Consider the following 15,795-nt stretch of genomic DNA (forward strand, 5'->3'; position numbering starts at 1 on the left):
GAAACAGGCAGCGATTTTGGCCTCCAACCGGCAGCGGCAAATGTCCTCGTCTGATGCTCCGATGAAACGCAGTGACGCGGCTCGCCGAGGGCGGAGACAGACGAAGACCCTGCTGCTGATTTTGGCCATCGGATTTCTCGTTTTCGGAGCCGCTGCGGGTACATTGTATTACGCGCTGCGTCCGATAACGCTTCGGATTGCCGTCGGACCGCCGGGAAGCAACGATCACAAGGTGATCGAGGCGATGACCGAGGCCTTTGCCAACGAGAGCAGGACCGTGAGGCTGTCTCCGATCACGACCGCCGGAGCGGCCGAAGCTCTCGCTCTGCTCGGTGCCGGCAAGGCTGACCTTGCGGTGGGGCGCGGCGATCTGGAAATGCCGGCCGACGCGCAAACGGTCGTCATCTTGCGCAAGAATTTCGTCGTGCTGTGGTCTTCTTCGGGAGTTGCGGGCAAGGGCTCCAAGCGAAAGCCGGCGCCGAAAATCAAGGAGGTCGCCGATCTCGCAGGGCACAAGGTGGGGGTGATCGGCGCGACGGCGGCGAACGCCGCGTTGCTGAGAGTCATCCTGAGCGCCGCCGGTGTGGCGCCGGACAAGGTCACGGTCACTCAATTCGGCACGGGCCAGCTCGAGGAGCTGGCGCGCGACCCGAGCCTCGACGCCTTCATGGCTGTCGGTCCGCTCGACAGCAAGATAACCGCCGACGCGGTCGCCGCGACCGCCCGGGCGCGTGGCGAGCCGAAATTTCTCGCGATCGACGCATCGGAAGCCATCGCCTTGAAGCATCCGCGTTATGAATCGGAGGAAATTCCGCCAAGCATTTTCAATGCGAATCCAGCCTGGCCCGATGACAAGGTGGAGACCGTCAGCGTCAGCCATTTGATTGTCGCACGGAATGCCTTGTCCGAAACGACAGTGGCGGCGTTTTACCGCCAGCAATTCGCCCTCCGCCAGGCGATTGCGAGGCAAGTGCCTGGCGCTGCGCAAATCACCAAGCCGGACACCGAGAAAGAAGCCGAGCTGCCGGTACACCGGGGAGCGGCGGCCGTGATCGACGGCACTGAGCGCACCTTCCTCGACAGATACGGCGACTATTTCTGGTTTGCGCTCCTGCTTCTCTCCGGCATTGGTTCGGCCGGCGCCTGGCTGCGTCAATACCTAAATCGGGATGAAAGGGACGAGAACACCAGCCATCGCAACAGGATTCTGGCGCTGGTTTCCAAGGTGCGCACTGCGGAGTTCGACCACGAACTATTGGCCATGCAGCAGGAGGTCGATGCTATCATCGAGGAAACGCTTGGCTGCTACGATGACGGCGCCATCGAGGAGGAGGAGCTGGCAGCCTTCGCCCTGGTGCTCGAACTGTTTAATCATGCCGTCGTCGAGAGGCGCGCGGCGTTGCAGCCGGCTCCGTTGAACGTGCTCGCCGCGCGGCGCTAGGCGATACGATAAGCCCTCAGGCTGCTGAATCCCAGAGAACAGCCCCAGCCGGATCTAGATCGGATCCTTTAGCAGGCGCTCCATGATGGTCGTGCGTTCGTCGCCATGATAGCTGTCGTGCACCGCCTTGAACCCGAGCCGCGCGTAGAAAGTCTCGGCGGTGACGGAAGAAGGGACGGTCAACGAAGCAATGTTTCGTGCGCGCGCCGTGCGCTCGATCTCGGCCATCAGCAGCTTGCCGATGCCGCGTGCTTGAACGTGTGGAGCGACGAACACCGTGCGGACTACGCACCCGTCGAGGCTCGCAGTTCCAACGACGCGGCCGCGGACGGTGGCGACGAACACGGTGCGTTGTCCGATTAACTGCCGCACGGCCTCCGGGCTGAAGCTGCGCACGATCCTTTCGATGATCTCGTTCGTATAATCCTTCGCGTTCGTTTCCCGCAGTGCACGCGCGATGACAGCACTGATATGGGCGGCGTCATCTCGAAGTGCGGGTCGGATTGCGCATTCCATGGGTCGCTCCAGCTGCGCGCGCTTTCTGAATTATCCATTCTACACCAAACCGCGACAGCATTGGTTCCATGAAAAGGAACGGTCAGGAGCTCCAGGCGTTTGAGGTAGCGAAAGGACACCTGCATGACTGAGAAATTCGATCCGGCACCGCCGGACAAGAACGCGGAGGATCTCAAGCGTGGCATCCGACGCGACAAGGCCAGGGACGACGAGCTGGACAAGGGCTTGAAGAACAGTTTCCCGGCGTCGGACCCGGTGAGCAGCACCCAAGCGTCCAAGGCAACACCGGACGCGTGAAGGAGGGTTAGTCTATGGGCCTCGCAGCCTATGATATTGTTGGCAGGGACGGTGCCTGGCACGTCGACCACGATGGTGAAATCCGGAACACGTACCAGACCAAGGAAGCCGCTTTCGAGGCGGCTGTGGCCGCGGCATCGCTCGCCATGCGGCAGGGTCACTCCGTCCGGCTGACGGTGCCGGAGAGCGACAACGCCGTTGGCGCGGAAAATTCGGGCGGATGACCTTCGAGAGCATCCTGGTTCTACACGGCCGCCAGCAAATGTGCGGGCGCAAACGGCTTGCGCAAAAAAATCGTGTTGGGCGGCAGCGGCGCCATCACCGTCCCGGACATCAGCACGATGTTGAGCCCGGGATGAGCGCTGCGCGCGTACTCTGCGAGCTCGAGCCCGGTCATTCTCCCCGCGAGGTTGTGATCGGTGATGAGCGCCCGTAGCTCCGTGCCCGTCGACGCCACGATGAGCTCCGCCGCTTCTGCGGTGGCACATTCGACGACTTCGAACCCTTCGTCCTTGAGAAGGTCAGATAGAACTTCGCGCTGGAGCGAGTCGTCCTCGACCAGCAGCATGACGTAATTCGACATGCGGTCATTCCCAACTTATCGAATGTTAATGCGCATCCTGGAAGATTGTTCGGTTGTGATGTCTTCGTTCGGCGCTCCTTGCGCCACGGCATGATCAGTCGAACATGTTGCATTCTCCTTGAGGTTTCGAGGCAGGCGCCGAAGCGGGGATCGAACAGGAGTGGCCATGGCAATCGTCTTCATCACGGGCAGCACGGACGGTCTGGGCCGCGCAGCTGCCCAGTCTCTCCTCGAACAGGGCCACCAAGTCGTCCTGCACGCACGATCGGCGGAACGTGCGGCGGCAATCGCCGGGCTTGAATCGCATTCCGCACGGGTCGTGATCGGCGACCTCAAGAGCGCCGCCCAGACGAGGCACGTGGCAGACCAGGTTAACGCAATCGGACGAATGGACGCGGTCATCCACAACGCCGGGGTCTATACCGAGCGCAACCGCGGCCCGACGCCCGAAGGCCACGCCACCACCCTGGCGGTCAACACGCTCGCGCCCTATTTGCTCACCGCCCTGATGAAACGCCCCGATCGGCTGGTGTATCTCAGCAGCGGACTCCATCGCGGCGGAGAGGGATCGCTAGGCGATCTCGACTGGACCAGGCGAACCTGGGATCCGGCCAAGGCGTATGCGGAGAGCAAGCTGCACGTGGTTGCACTGGCCTTTGCCTTGGCGCGGCGTTGGCCGCAGGTGCTGAGCAACGCCGTCGATCCCGGCTGGGCGCGCACCAAAATGGGCGGTGCCGGCGCGCCGGTCGGCGTGGCCACCGGACAACGGACGCAGACCTGGCTGGCCGCGAGCGATGATCCCGCCGCCCTGGTCAGCGGTCGCTACTGGCATGACCTCCGGCAACAAGAGCCGGCCCACGAAGCGACCGATCCCGACTTTCAGGACAGGCTTCTCGACAGGCTGGGCGAGTTGACGGGGGTGACGCTGCCTCCGGCGTAGAAGCAATTCGCCTGAAGGCCTACGAGCTACGAGCTGATCGTGCGTTGGTCCAAATGACCGGAATGTGCATAGATGCCTTGTCGAGCCGGTGTTTCCTCCAATCGCACCGAAGACCTCGCGTGAGGTCCCTCAGACGTCCGCCATGGGAAACACTTCCAGCTTGGCTGCTGATTTTTCCAGCAACGAGGCTTGACCTGTCCGCCGAGGGTCATTCCGATAGTTTTGAAAGTCCTGATCGGATGCGAAGCTGACGATGTGCATCTCGATGGTGCCATCCGGAGTTCGAAGCCGACGGTCCAGACGTCCGTTGAACTCGGGCAATAGCGGCAGAACCGCGCGCTCGTAGGCTCGAAAGTCCGCGATACCCTCTGCCGGTATTCGGGCCATGAGTACGAGCGTGATTGGGCTGGTTTGATGGGACATCGCGGCCTGTCGATCGCATCGCTGCCATGACGCCATCATGCCCCTGTTTTGCCCGACGAGTCAAACAGGTTTCGTAAAATCGGAAGCTCGAAAAAACCCAATGCCGACAAAGGGCCGGCTACTGTGCATGGGGTTGTTTTCGCGCTTTTTTATTGTCCGGCCCTAAAGGTCCCGAACCGGACCTGTGTCGTCTCGCTCGAGCCGGGCGAGGCGTTCGCCTCAGCTATCCACCTTCAGCGCGGCAATAAAAGCTTCCTGCGGGATGTCGACCTTGCCGAACTGCCGCATCTTTTTCTTGCCTTCCTTCTGCTTCTCCAGAAGTTTGCGCTTACGCGTAATGTCGCCGCCGTAGCACTTTGCGGTGACGTCCTTGCGCAGTGCGCGCACCGTCTCGCGCGCGATCACCTTGCCGCCGATCGCTGCCTGGATCGGGATCTGGAACATGTGCGGCGGGATCAAATCCTTCATCTTCTCGACCATGGCGCGGCCGCGCCCCTCCGCGCGGGTGCGATGCACCAGCATCGAGAGCGCGTCGACCGGCTCGTTGTTGACGAGGATCTGCATCTTGACCAGATCGGCCGGCTTGTAGTCGGTGAGATGATAGTCGAACGAGGCGTAGCCCTTGGAGACCGACTTCAGGCGGTCGTAGAAGTCGAACACGACCTCGTTGAGCGGCAGATCGTATTTCACCATGGCGCGGGAGCCGACATAGGTCAGCTCCTTCTGCACGCCGCGGCGGTCCTGGCACAGCTTCAGCACGCTGCCGAGATATTCGTCGGGGGTGAGGATCGTGGCCTCGATCCAGGGCTCCTGGATCTCCGCGATCTTGACCACGTCAGGCATGTCGACAGGATTGTGAATCGAGATTTCCTGCCCGTCGGTGAGGCTCATCTTGTAGATCACGCTCGGCGCGGTCGCGATCAGGTTGAGATCGAATTCCCGCGACAGACGCTCCTGGATGATTTCCAGATGCAACAGCCCGAGGAAGCCGCAGCGGAAGCCGAAGCCGAGTGCGGCCGAGGTCTCCATCTCGTAGGAGAAGCTGGCATCGTTGAGGCGCAGCTTGCCCATCGCCGCGCGCAAGGTCTCGAAGTCATCGGCATCGGCGGGGAACAGGCCGCAGAACACCACGGGAATGGCCGGCTTGAAGCCCGCCAGCATCTCGGTGACCGGCTTCTTGTCGTCGGTGATGGTGTCGCCGACGCGGGTGTCGGCCACTTCCTTGATCGCGGCGGTGATGAAGCCGATCTCGCCCGGGCCGAGCTCGTCGACCTGCGTCATCTTCGGGGTGAAGAAGCCGACGCGCTCGATGTCATAGGCAGCACCCGTGCCCATCATGCGGACCCGGCTGCCCTTCTTCATGACGCCGTCGACGACGCGGATCAGCACCACGACGCCGAGATAGACGTCGTACCAGCTGTCGACCAGCAACGCCTTCAGCGTCGCGTCGCGGTCGCCCTTCGGCGGCGGCAGGCGGGTGACGATCGCCTCCAGCACATCGGGCACGCCGAGGCCGGTCTTGGCAGAGATCATCACGGACTCGGAGGCGTCGATGCCGATGACGTCCTCGATCTGCTGCTTGACCTTCTCCGGCTCTGCGGCGGGAAGGTCGACCTTGTTCAGGACCGGAACGATCTCATGCCCCGCATCGAGCGCGTGGTAGACGTTGGCGAGCGTCTGCGCTTCGACGCCCTGGCTGGCGTCGACCACCAGCAGGGAACCCTCGCAGGCCGCCAGCGACCGCGAGACTTCGTAGGCGAAGTCGACATGGCCGGGCGTGTCCATCAGGTTGAAGATGTAATCCTTGCCATCCTTGGCGCGGTAGGCGAGGCGCACCGTCTGCGCCTTGATGGTGATGCCGCGCTCGCGCTCTATGTCCATGGAATCGAGCACCTGCTCCTTGCCCGCCATTTCCCGGTCGGTGAGGCCGCCGGTCATCTGGATCAGGCGGTCGGCCAGCGTCGATTTGCCATGGTCGATATGGGCGACGATGGAGAAATTGCGGATGTTGGAAATGGGGACGGTCGTCATGGGCGCGGGATACCACTCACACCCCCGTGCGGCAACCATATTGCTGTATTTTCAGGGCCTTTGTTCACGCCAAGCTGATTCCACGAAGGCCCGAAACGCGCTACGCAACGCCTGATGTCCAGGCCCATGTCCACGACCTCGATCCCGTCCGCCCGAGCCAGCGCGAAGACCCGGGTGAGCTATGCCCGCTTTCGGGCCTGGCTGGTTGCCAGCGCGACCCGCCCCGAGGCGCGCCTGTGGCTGGTGATCCAGCTCGCGATCCTGCATGCGGTGCTCTGGACCTTCATCCTGATCAATCTCAAGGCCGCGCAGGACGTTCACATGGACGTCGCGGAAGCCTGGGGCTGGGGGCAGAAATTCCTCTGGGGTTATGGCAAGCACCCGCCGCTGTCGGGTTGGGTCGCCGGCCTCTGGTTCACGATGTTCCCGCCGACGGACTGGGCGACCTATGCGCTGGCGATGGCGACCGTCGGCACCGGCATGGTGATCTGCTGGCTCATTGCGCTGCGCGTGGTGGATGCGCGGCGCGCGTTCCTGGTCGTGGTGATGGTCGCGCTCTACCCGATCTTCAATTTCAAGGGCTTCAAGTACAATCCCGACCTGCTCCAGCTCGTCACCTTGCCGCTCCTCGTGCTCGCTTATCTCAATGCGTTCGAGAAGCGGAGCTGGCAATCCGGAGTCCTGCTCGGCCTCGCCGGCGCGCTGGCGCTGATGACCAAATATTGGGTGCTGACCATGATCGGCGCCATCGGGCTTGCCGCGCTGATCCATCCGGAGCGAATGAGGTTCATGGCGTCGCCGGCGCCATGGGTTGCGATCGCGACGCTAGTGGTGGCGATGATCCCGCACATCGTCTGGCTGGCGGACGCGCATTTCTTGCCGCTGACCTATGCCGGCGACACCTACAGCCTCGAGGACAGCGGCCAGGTGCATCAGCTCGTGGCCGGCTATGCCTTGCACAATGTCGCGCTGCTGGCATTGCCGGTGGCGCTGGCCGCGCTGGCGATGGCGCTGGTGCCGCCTTGGTTCAGGCTGCTCCTGCGTTCGCCCTGGCGCATCGTCACGCGGGCCTGGGCGCGCGGCGCGAATGCGAGCGTGAACCTTTCGCAGGCGCGCAACGTCTGGATTATCCAGATCATCGTCGCGGTCGGCCCCGCGCTCGGCGCGCTCGCCTTCAGCATCTACATGAAGACCGATTGGGGCATCTCGCTGTTCTTCCTGGTGCCGCTCGCTCTGGTCGCGATCCCCGCGTTGCGGGTGCAGAGTGCTGCGCTGTTCAACATTGTCGCGATCTGGCTCGTGCTCAGCGTCGCCACGCTCGCTGCCTCGCCCTGGATCGCCGCGCGCGAGATGGCGGCCAATGCCGGCAACACGGCGACTTACGGCGCGCGCTCGGATCTCGCGCGCGAGCTGACGCAGGCCTGGCACGCGCGCTTCGCCTCGCGCTGGGCGGTCGTCGCCGGCACCATGGAGTCGATCCAGCCGATGGTGTTCTACAGCCCGGATCATCCGGCCGCGTTCACGCCGCTCGAAGCCTGGGGGTCCGGATTGATTTCGCCCGATGACGTCAGGCGATACGGCTTCATCGGCGTGTTCGACCCGGCCGACGGTCGCCTGCCGGCGTTCGAGAAATGGGTGTCCGAAGTTGCGCCGAACGCCGAGCGCATCGTGATGACGACGCGCCGTTTCACCCACGGCAAGGCCGGTCCGTCGATGAGCTGGAACATCTACATCGCGCCGCCGGGGAATTGATCGAGGCGAAGCCGCCTAAATCCCTTCCTCGTTGAATTTGCTTTCAACGAGTTCGGTGATCGCCGCCAGCGCGGCTTCGGCATCATCGCCGGCAGCGGCGACCGTGATGGTGGTGCCGGGACCGGCGGCGAGCATCATCAGGCCCATGATCGAGGTGCCGCCGACGGTTTCGCCGCCGCGCGTCACCCAGACCTGCGCGCTGAAGCGCTCGACGGCCTGGACGAACTTTGCGGAGGCCCGCGCGTGCAGACCGCGCTTGTTGATGATCAGGAGGTCCTTGGAGATCGCGCCCGCGGGCACGCCCGTCCCGGCTTGCGGCGCCTCGTCGCTCATTTGCCGGCGAGGACGCGGCTGGCGATGGTGACGTATTTGCGGCCGGCTTCCTGGGCCATCGCGATCGCGTCGGGGAGCGGACGCTCCTCGCGCACCTTGGCGAGCTTCACCAGCATGGGAAGGTTGATGCCCGCGAGCACCTCGACCTTCGGCCGGCTCATGCAGGATATTGCCAGGTTGGACGGCGTGCCGCCGAACATGTCGGTGAGGATCGCGACGCCGTCGCCGGAATCGACGCGGTTAACCGCCTCGATGATGTCGCTTCGACAGAGATCGGAATCATCTTCGGCGCCGATCGTGATCGCTTCGATTTGCTTTTGTGGGCCCATGACATGTTCAAGCGCTGCCTTGAATTCGTCGGCAAGGCGCCCGTGGGTCACAAGTACTAGACCAATCATCGGAAAACTCCTCGCGGGCGCTTTTGGTGCACCGCACGAACGCGCCACTTTGACCATCCAGAGCCCCCGCGCAAGAGGGGATGTTGCGTATCTCCCTGAATCTAGACGGATGGATAAGGGGAGCTGCGCCGGTCTATTCGGTCGCGAGTGTGGGGTTCATATGGTTACCATTTCCCTTCAAACAATCGCCTGAAGGGTTAACGGAAGATGAACTCTTGGTAGTGGTCAAGGCCGCAACAACCAGAGGGAGGGGCGAATAGTCGCGGCCGATGGGAATTCGCGGTATTTCGACACCTAAAATGACTGTTTTCAGGGATTCGGCCGGCGGCAGCCGCTCCGCATCCGCGGCGTCCAGATCGACCACGAGGCCGACGGTCGCATGCTCCACAAAGTCGCAGCGGCGGATTCCGAGCCCCCGGATCTCGATCAGGCCGGCCAGGACCGGGGCGGGGCGGACCTCAATTTCGCGGCCGAGTGTCGCCAGATGGACACGGTCATCACCGACCAGAACGGCCCTTTCGAGCACGCCGCTACGCCCCGCCATGATCAAATCGAAGGCAAGGCGCGACTTGCCGGAGCCCGAGGGCCCGCGGATCAGTACCGCCAGATCTCCAACCTTGACCGCCGAGGCGTGAATGCTGGGGCCGCCTTCGTCCAAGCTGCCTTGGCTCATAGCGCCGGCAGCCTCACCACGAAGCGCGCGCCGACAACAACAGGCGCTCCGTCCTCGTCGGCCGGGCCGGGACGGTTCTCCGCCCAGATGCGTCCGCCATGCGCGTCGACGATCTGCTTGGAGATCGACAGGCCGAGGCCGGAGTTCTGGCCAAAGCCCTGATGAGGGCGGTCGGTGTAGAAGCGCTCGAAGATGCGCTCCAGCGCGTCGTCGCGGATTCCGGGGCCGTCGTCGTCGACCACGATCTCGATCTCGCCGCGCACGCGGCGGCAGGTGAGGCGCACCTTGTTGCCGGGCTCGGAGAAGGACTGTGCGTTCGAGAGCAGGTTGGAGACGATCTGTCCGAGCCGCGAATCGTGACCGGTCACGGCGAAATTGTCGGTCGGGCCGCGGCCCTCGAAACGCATTTCGACCGCGACGTCATGGCCGAGCTTGGTTTCATTGGCGACGGAGACGAGCGTCGTCAGCAGGCGGCGCAGGTCGACCGGGATCGCATCCTGGCGCTGCAGTTCGGCATCGAGACGGCTGGCGTCGGAGATGTCCGAGATCAGCCGGTCGAGCCGCTTGACGTCATGCTCGATCACCTCGAGCAGGCGCGCGCGGCTGTTCTCGTTGCGCGCCAGCGGCAACGTCTCGACCGCGGAGCGCAAAGAGGTCAACGGGTTCTTCAATTCGTGCGCGACGTCGGCGGCGAACATCTCGATCGCTTCGATGCGGCTGTAGAGTGCACTGGTCATGTCGCGCAGCGCACCGGAGAGATGGCCGATCTCGTCGCGACGACGGGTGAAGTCGGGGATCTCGACCCGGGTTCTGATCCGGCGGCGGATCAGCTCGGCGCTGTCGGCGAGCCGGCGGACCGGCCCTGCGATCGTGCTGGCGAGCAGCAGCGACAGCATGATCATAACCGCGGCGGCGACGCCGCCCACCTTGAGGATGGCGAGGCGCTCGGCGGTGACCATCTGGTCGATGTCGTCGCCCTGCGTCGACAGCATCAGCGCGCCGTGGATGGCGCGCGAGCGCAACACGGGGACCGCGACCGAGACGATCACCTCGCCGCGCGCATTGACCCGCACCATCGAGCGCTTCTGGCCCTGGAGCGCGTCGCCCACCTCCGCATAGCCATTGCCGTTCTCGGGGCCGAGCTCGCGATAGAGCGGCAGGTCGCCGCGATTGAGCCAGGTGCGGACCGCGACCATGCCGCGTTCGACCATGCCTGGCTTCTCGGCGGCGACCGAGGGCAGGGGGAAGCGCACCACGGTATCGAGGCTGCGGCTGTCGACCAGCAGGCTGCCGTTGGGATCGTAGATGCGGGCGCGCGTCTTGGTCGGCGAGATCAGCGTGCGCAGCACCGGCGCCACGCGCTCCGGATTGATCGGAAAATCCAGCGGGGAATACTCGTCCGAGCCGCCATAGGTCTCGCCCGGCTTGAGGTCGAGCAACCGGTCGGGATCGATGGTGATGGCGTTGGTCTGCACCGTCGCGGAGGCCGCGATCGCGCCGGCGATGATCTCCGCCTGCACCAGCAGGCTCTGCGCGCGTGCGTCGATCAGACCGGCGCGAAATTGCGACAGATAGAGGATGCTCGCCACCAGCGCGACCAAGCCGGCGAGGTTGAGCGAGACGATGCGGCGGGTCAGGCTCGAGAAAGACAGCGCGAAGAAGAATTGCCCGGCGCGCTTCAGCCAGTTCAGCGGACGCCAGCCCCGCACGGCCGGCTTGTCCTCGGCCAATTGATCCGGAGCGCCGTGGGCGGTGAGGTCCTCGGCGTTCTGGTTCTCGTCAGGCTGCGTTCGGTCAAGCAATGCTCACGCCCGCGTTAGGACAGCTCGTGCGAAGGTCCCCGCATCCTAGAGCCATCCCGGTGCCGATGGAATCAGAACCGGCGATGCTCTCGGTCTTTCGTGGAGGCGCGTGCGCCTCAGGCTTCCTTGAAGCGGTAGCCGACGCCGTAGAGCGTCTCGATCATCTCGAACTCGTTGTCGACCACCTTGAACTTCTTGCGCAGCCGCTTGATGTGGCTGTCGATGGTGCGGTCGTCGACATAGACTTGGTCGTCATAGGCGGCGTCCATCAGCGCGTTGCGGCTCTTCACCACGCCGGGCCGGGTCGCGAGCGCCTGCAGGATCAGGAATTCGGTGACGGTCAGGGTCACCGGCTCGTTCTTCCAGGTGCAGGTGTGCCGTTCAGGATCCATGCGCAGCAGGCCGCGGTCGAGCGCCTTGGCGTCGTTCTCCTTCGGCGTGACGGTCGGGTCCTTCGGCGCCGAACGGCGCAGCACCGCCTTGACGCGCTCGACCAGCAGGCGCTGCGAGAACGGTTTGCGGATGAAGTCGTCGGCGCCCATCTTGAGGCCGAACAGCTCGTCGATCTCTTCGTCCTTGGAGGTCAGGAAGATCACGGGCAGGTCGGATTTCTGCCGCAGCCGGCGCAACGTCTCCATGCCGTCCATGCGCGGCATCTTGATGTCGAGGATGGCAAGATCGGGCTGGGTGGTGCGGAAACCGTCGAGCGCGGAGGCGCCGTCGGTATAGGTCATGATGCGATAGCCTTCGGCCTCCAGCGCGATCGAGACGGATGTGAGAATGTTGCGGTCGTCGTCGACCAAAGCGATTGTGGGCATGAGCCTCTGCTTTCTGCTTTCCGTTTGGGTCGTGGCTTGAAAACGGCGAGCAATCCACTGATGCGCCGCATACATGGGTGCCGATGTTGGCATTCGAACCTTGTCACCGAGCAATGCAAGCTAGGCTGAAGTGTGACCAAGTTCCACGAAACACGGCAGATTCGCCGCATCTCGACCCATAACCGGGCCCCGGTTTACCCGAAAAAAGGCCCTCCATGCAACCACCTGACCCGAGAAAGCCGATGCAACCGACCCCCGATTTCGACCCCGGAAAGCTCGCCAAATCGCTGCTGCGGCGGTCACGGCAGGGGGCCCTGGCGACGTTGATGGCCGGCAGCGGCGATCCCTATTGCTCCCTGGTCAATCTGGCCAGCCATCCGGATGGCTCTCCGATCCTGCTGATCTCGGCATTGGCCGTGCACACCAGGAACATCCTGGCCGACAGCCGGGTGTCCCTGATGCTGGACGAGCGCGCGGCGGGCGATCCGCTGGAAGGTGCCCGAATCATGCTGTCCGGCCATGCCGAGCCGGCCGATGCCGACAAGGATCTGCTCCGGCGACGGTATCTCAATGCCCATCCCTCAGCGGAAGCTTTTGTTTCCTTTAAGGATTTCTCCTTCTTCCGGATTCGGCCCACGGGAACCCATCTGGTCGCCGGCTTCGGCCGGATCGTCGATCTCAAGCCGGAGCAATTCCTCACGGACCTGACGGGGGCCGAGGACTTGCTGGCGGCGGAGGAGGGGGCGGTGGAGCACATGAATGCCGACCACCGTGAGGCCATGGGGCTCTATGCAACAAAACTGCTGGGCGCTGCCGCGGGCGACTGGCGCTGCACCGGCTGCGATCCAGAGGGCCTGGACATGCAGGACGGCCAGACCGCCTTGCGGCTGGATTTTCCGGAGCGGGTCGCTGATGGCACGGCGCTGCGCAAGATGCTGGTTCGCCTCGCCGGCGAAGCGCGCACCAGGATGGACCAGAGCGCAACAGATTGAACGCTGCTGCCCATCGCAGCGACCCAAGTCCGTGATCGGTACCGTTACCGGTCAGAAGGCGGCGGCGAGAGCGTCATGGCAGAATGGAATAGACTGACGCTGGTTGCGGGTTTGACGCTCGCGATCACCGCATCGCTTGTCACGCCCAGCGTCGCCCAGAAAGGTCTCGCCGCGGAGAGCGCGCGGATCAACACCCTCATGAGCGCCGGCAGATATTCGGAAGCACTGCCTTTGGCGCAAGGCATGGTCGCGAGCCTGGAGAAGAGCGACACCGGTCGCGAACTCGCCGCCGCGCTGAACAACCTCGGCCAGGTTCATGCCGGTCAGGGCCACGACGATCTGGCGGAGCCGCTCTACAAGCGCGCCATCATGTTGATGGAAAAATCGCTCGGTCTCGAAACCCCGCTGCTTGGCGCCGAACTGAGTAATCTCGCCGCGCTCTACCAGCGGCAGAGCCGCTATGCCGAGGCCGAGCCGTTGTTCAGGCGCGCGCTCGCCGTTCGCGAGAAGGGACTGTCGCGCGAGCATCCCGATGTCGGTCAGTCCCTCAATAATCTCGCCACGCTCTATGTGAAGCAGCAGCACTATGCCGACGCCGAACCGCTGTTTCAGCGGGCGCTCGCGATCTACCAGAAGGCCGGCGGACCCGAGCATCCGGCGGTGGCCACCGTCCTGAACAATCTCGGCCAGGTCTATCGCGATCTCAACCGCGATGCGGACGCGGAAGCTCCGATCAAGCGCTCGCTCGCGATCCGGGAGAAGGTGCTGGGACTGGATCATCCCGACGTCGCCCGCTCGCTGAACAATCTCGCCGGCCTCTACGAGCACCAGCAGCGCTACGGCGACGCCGAGCCGCTCTATCGCCGCGCGCTGGTCATCCGCGAAAATGCGCTTGGGCCCGATCATCCTGACGTCATGACCTCGACCAGCAATCTCGCTTATTTCCTCTACGTGGCCGGGCGCACCGCGGACGCATTGCCGTTCGCGGAAAGGACACTTCGGGGCGATCGCGCCCAGCTGCGCGTCGTGTTGCCGGTCCTTTTTGCCGCACGCCAGCAAGGTCTGCTGTCCGGCGACAAGGCGCTGGACGAGGCCCTCGCCGCGATCCAGCGCGGCACACAATCGTCCGCGGCGTCCGCCGTGAACAAGCTCGCGGTTCGGCTTGCCGCCGGCAGCGACCGCCTCGCCGAGCTGGTGCGCCGGGACCAGGATCTCGCAGCTGAGTCCGAGGCACTCGACAAGGCGATCGTCACGGCGGTGTCGAAGCAATCCGCGCAACGCGATCTCGCGACCGAGCAGCGCAGCCGGGCGCGGATTGCAACGATTGCCAACGAGCGTGTGGGCTTGCAGAAAACGCTCGCGGTCGAGTTTCCCGACTACGCGTCGCTCTCCAATCCTCTGCCGTTGACGGCAAAGGACATCCAGTCGCTGCTGTCGGCCGACGAGGCGATGGTGCTCTACTCCGTCGTTGACAGGCAGAGCTATGTCATCGCGATCACGCGCGAGGGCGTCGATTGGAAGGCCATTCCACTCGGCGCGGATGCGCTGACGCAGAAGGTGACCGCATTCCGCAAGGGACTCGACGTCGGCAAGGCGCGCGATGCCTCAGGCAAGTCAGGCCTGTTCGATCTCGCGCTCGCCAACGAACTCCATGTCGCGCTGCTCGGTCCGGTCGAGGCGTTGACAAAGGACAAGCGCAGCCTGCTGGTGGTGCCGTCGGCTGCGCTGACCGCATTGCCGTTTCATCTGCTCGTCACCGAGAAGCCGCAGGCTGCGATCCCGGACACGCTCGATGGCTATCGCGGCGCCGCCTGGCTGCTGCGGCGCCAGGCTGTCTCGGTGCTGCCCTCGGTGGTCAGTCTGAAATCGCTGCGCGCCTTCGCGCGCCGGGACGAAAGCGTGAAGCCGATGACCGGCTTCGGCGATCCCGTGTTCAATCCTGCACTGGAAGGGACCGCCGAGCGGCGCGCCGCGAACGGCAAGGTCGCCGCGCGCAGCATCGCGACCATCGCCTATAGTGATTTCTGGCGCGGTGCCGGCGTCGATCGCGCGCGGCTTGCGCAGGCGCTGCCGCAACTGCCCGACACCGCCGATGAGTTGAACGCGGTGGCCCGGGATGTCGGGGCTGCCGCGGCCGATATTCATCTCGGCCGCGACGCCAGCGAGACGACGCTCAAGCGTGCAGCGCTTGCTCAATACGGCATCATCTACTTTGCGACCCACGGCCTCGTTGCCGGCGACATCAAGGGACTCGGCGAGCCCTCGCTCGCGCTCTCCATTCCCGATCAGCCCACGGAGCTCGACGATGGTCTGCTCACCGCGAGTGAAGTCGCTCAGCTCAAGCTCAATGCGGATTGGGTTGTGCTGTCGGCCTGCAACACCATCGCGGGCGACAAGCCGGGCGCCGAGGCCCTGTCGGGACTGGCGCGCTCGTTCTTCTATGCCGGCGCGCGCGCACTGTTGGTCTCGCATTGGGCCGTGGATTCGGAAGCTGCCACACGCCTGACCACGATGACTTTCGAGCTGCTCAAAAACGAACCAAAAATAGGGCGTGCCGAAGCCTTGCGCCGCGCAATGTTAACCTATGTTGACGACACCTCGTCACCGCGCAACGCCTATCCTGCAATGTGGGGGGCCGTTCGCGCTCATCGGCGAAGGCGCGGTAAGATAGGGTGGGCTTGGAAATTTCATCGAGACTGTATTCGGCGTTGTGCGTCGCAATAACCTCGGGAAACGCCGAAACGCCTATTTGGTTGCGCGATCATTGTTGATTTTTGATGCGCCTGCTCAGAGCTG

Annotated in this window: 15 protein-coding genes and 1 pseudogene; 7 read left to right on the plus strand and 9 right to left on the minus strand. The window is 64.0% G+C overall.

Annotation, left to right across the window (positions count from 1 at the left end):
• The first annotated feature begins 40 nt into the window (after nucleotides 1-40).
• A complete protein-coding gene (locus tag ACVIN2_RS22940; RefSeq protein WP_456769783.1) occupies nucleotides 41-1,441 on the plus strand; it encodes a TAXI family TRAP transporter solute-binding subunit in 1,401 nt (466 codons plus the stop codon).
• A 54-nt stretch (nucleotides 1,442-1,495) separates the two neighbouring features.
• Here the strand turns inward: ACVIN2_RS22940 and ACVIN2_RS22945 are convergent, their stop codons facing one another.
• Entirely contained in the window at nucleotides 1,496-1,957 is a 462-nt protein-coding gene (locus ACVIN2_RS22945) for an N-acetyltransferase family protein (protein WP_456767279.1), read from the minus strand.
• Between the two features lie 123 nt (nucleotides 1,958-2,080).
• Between ACVIN2_RS22945 and ACVIN2_RS22950 the strand changes: the two genes are divergently transcribed.
• Nucleotides 2,081-2,254, plus strand: a complete 174-nt coding sequence (locus ACVIN2_RS22950; RefSeq protein ID WP_456767280.1) for a hypothetical protein — start codon at nucleotides 2,081-2,083, stop codon at nucleotides 2,252-2,254.
• A gap of 14 nt (nucleotides 2,255-2,268) precedes the next feature.
• A complete protein-coding gene (locus ACVIN2_RS22955; protein ID WP_456767281.1) occupies nucleotides 2,269-2,478 on the plus strand; it encodes a hypothetical protein in 210 nt (69 codons plus the stop codon).
• Between the two features lie 20 nt (nucleotides 2,479-2,498).
• Here ACVIN2_RS22955 and ACVIN2_RS22960 read toward each other — a convergent pair whose 3' ends face one another.
• On the minus strand, nucleotides 2,499-2,822 hold the full coding sequence (locus tag ACVIN2_RS22960) for a response regulator (protein WP_456767282.1): 324 nt from the start codon (nucleotides 2,820-2,822) through the stop codon (nucleotides 2,499-2,501).
• A 181-nt stretch (nucleotides 2,823-3,003) separates the two neighbouring features.
• On the opposite strand from ACVIN2_RS22960, the gene ACVIN2_RS22965 reads away from it, so the two are divergent.
• Complete coding sequence (locus tag ACVIN2_RS22965; protein ID WP_456767283.1) at nucleotides 3,004-3,777, plus strand: SDR family NAD(P)-dependent oxidoreductase; 774 nt, start codon at nucleotides 3,004-3,006, stop codon at nucleotides 3,775-3,777.
• 129 nt (nucleotides 3,778-3,906) lie between these two features.
• Here ACVIN2_RS22965 and ACVIN2_RS22970 read toward each other — a convergent pair whose 3' ends face one another.
• Complete coding sequence (locus tag ACVIN2_RS22970) at nucleotides 3,907-4,200, minus strand: hypothetical protein (RefSeq protein ID WP_456767284.1); 294 nt, start codon at nucleotides 4,198-4,200, stop codon at nucleotides 3,907-3,909.
• A 219-nt stretch (nucleotides 4,201-4,419) separates the two neighbouring features.
• Complete coding sequence (gene lepA / locus ACVIN2_RS22975) at nucleotides 4,420-6,231, minus strand: translation elongation factor 4 (protein ID WP_456767285.1); 1,812 nt, start codon at nucleotides 6,229-6,231, stop codon at nucleotides 4,420-4,422.
• 126 nt (nucleotides 6,232-6,357) lie between these two features.
• Here lepA and ACVIN2_RS22980 point away from each other — a divergent pair, with 126 nt between their 5' ends.
• Nucleotides 6,358-7,983: a glycosyltransferase family 39 protein gene (locus tag ACVIN2_RS22980; protein ID WP_456769784.1), complete on the plus strand. Its 1,626-nt coding sequence runs from the start codon at nucleotides 6,358-6,360 to the stop codon at nucleotides 7,981-7,983.
• A 15-nt stretch (nucleotides 7,984-7,998) separates the two neighbouring features.
• Here ACVIN2_RS22980 and ACVIN2_RS22985 read toward each other — a convergent pair whose 3' ends face one another.
• The 5 genes from ACVIN2_RS22985 to ACVIN2_RS23005 all read right to left on the minus strand — a co-directional run bounded on the left by ACVIN2_RS22985 (nucleotide 7,999) and on the right by ACVIN2_RS23005 (nucleotide 12,007).
• Nucleotides 7,999-8,316 (minus strand): HPr family phosphocarrier protein, encoded by a 318-nt coding sequence (locus tag ACVIN2_RS22985; protein WP_007604995.1) that lies wholly within the window; start codon nucleotides 8,314-8,316, stop codon nucleotides 7,999-8,001.
• Nucleotides 8,313-8,714, minus strand: a complete 402-nt coding sequence (locus tag ACVIN2_RS22990; RefSeq protein ID WP_007597752.1) for a PTS sugar transporter subunit IIA — start codon at nucleotides 8,712-8,714, stop codon at nucleotides 8,313-8,315. The genes ACVIN2_RS22985 and ACVIN2_RS22990 overlap by 4 nt, the downstream gene beginning before the upstream one ends.
• Nucleotides 8,715-8,847: 133 nt before the next feature.
• On the minus strand, nucleotides 8,848-9,372 hold the full coding sequence (locus tag ACVIN2_RS22995) for an HPr kinase/phosphorylase (RefSeq protein WP_456769785.1): 525 nt from the start codon (nucleotides 9,370-9,372) through the stop codon (nucleotides 8,848-8,850).
• An 11-nt stretch (nucleotides 9,373-9,383) separates the two neighbouring features.
• Nucleotides 9,384-11,189 (minus strand): stimulus-sensing domain-containing protein, encoded by a 1,806-nt coding sequence (locus tag ACVIN2_RS23000; protein ID WP_456767286.1) that lies wholly within the window; start codon nucleotides 11,187-11,189, stop codon nucleotides 9,384-9,386.
• A gap of 116 nt (nucleotides 11,190-11,305) precedes the next feature.
• A complete protein-coding gene (locus ACVIN2_RS23005; RefSeq protein ID WP_007597749.1) occupies nucleotides 11,306-12,007 on the minus strand; it encodes a response regulator transcription factor in 702 nt (233 codons plus the stop codon).
• Nucleotides 12,008-12,249: 242 nt separating this feature from the next.
• Here ACVIN2_RS23005 and ACVIN2_RS23010 point away from each other — a divergent pair, with 242 nt between their 5' ends.
• Together ACVIN2_RS23010 and ACVIN2_RS23015 are read left to right on the plus strand one after the other, a co-directional pair.
• Nucleotides 12,250-12,999: a HugZ family pyridoxamine 5'-phosphate oxidase gene (locus tag ACVIN2_RS23010; RefSeq protein ID WP_456767287.1), complete on the plus strand. Its 750-nt coding sequence runs from the start codon at nucleotides 12,250-12,252 to the stop codon at nucleotides 12,997-12,999.
• Between the two features lie 75 nt (nucleotides 13,000-13,074).
• Nucleotides 13,075-15,670, plus strand: a pseudogene (locus ACVIN2_RS23015) (CHAT domain-containing protein).
• The last annotated feature ends 125 nt before the right edge of the window (nucleotides 15,671-15,795 follow it).

It is taken from the genome of Bradyrhizobium sp. USDA 3650 (assembly GCF_054057395.1).

What these genes read in the sequence shown, in the direction of transcription:
- lepA (WP_456767285.1), bottom strand. Translation starts at nt 6,231, where the DNA reads ATGACGACCGTCCCCATTTCCAACATCCGCAATTTCTCCATCGTCGCC.
- ACVIN2_RS22970 (WP_456767284.1), bottom strand. Translation starts at nt 4,200, where the DNA reads ATGTCCCATCAAACCAGCCCAATCACGCTCGTACTCATGGCCCGAATA.
- ACVIN2_RS22950 (WP_456767280.1), top strand. Translation starts at nt 2,081, where the DNA reads ATGACTGAGAAATTCGATCCGGCACCGCCGGACAAGAACGCGGAGGAT.
- ACVIN2_RS22980 (WP_456769784.1), top strand. Translation starts at nt 6,358, where the DNA reads ATGTCCACGACCTCGATCCCGTCCGCCCGAGCCAGCGCGAAGACCCGG.
- ACVIN2_RS22940 (WP_456769783.1), top strand. Translation starts at nt 41, where the DNA reads ATGTCCTCGTCTGATGCTCCGATGAAACGCAGTGACGCGGCTCGCCGA.
- ACVIN2_RS23010 (WP_456767287.1), top strand. Translation starts at nt 12,250, where the DNA reads ATGCAACCGACCCCCGATTTCGACCCCGGAAAGCTCGCCAAATCGCTG.
- ACVIN2_RS22985 (WP_007604995.1), bottom strand. Translation starts at nt 8,316, where the DNA reads ATGAGCGACGAGGCGCCGCAAGCCGGGACGGGCGTGCCCGCGGGCGCG.
- ACVIN2_RS23005 (WP_007597749.1), bottom strand. Translation starts at nt 12,007, where the DNA reads ATGCCCACAATCGCTTTGGTCGACGACGACCGCAACATTCTCACATCC.
- ACVIN2_RS22955 (WP_456767281.1), top strand. Translation starts at nt 2,269, where the DNA reads ATGGGCCTCGCAGCCTATGATATTGTTGGCAGGGACGGTGCCTGGCAC.
- ACVIN2_RS22945 (WP_456767279.1), bottom strand. Translation starts at nt 1,957, where the DNA reads ATGGAATGCGCAATCCGACCCGCACTTCGAGATGACGCCGCCCATATC.
- ACVIN2_RS22965 (WP_456767283.1), top strand. Translation starts at nt 3,004, where the DNA reads ATGGCAATCGTCTTCATCACGGGCAGCACGGACGGTCTGGGCCGCGCA.
- ACVIN2_RS22960 (WP_456767282.1), bottom strand. Translation starts at nt 2,822, where the DNA reads ATGCTGCTGGTCGAGGACGACTCGCTCCAGCGCGAAGTTCTATCTGAC.
- ACVIN2_RS22990 (WP_007597752.1), bottom strand. Translation starts at nt 8,714, where the DNA reads ATGATTGGTCTAGTACTTGTGACCCACGGGCGCCTTGCCGACGAATTC.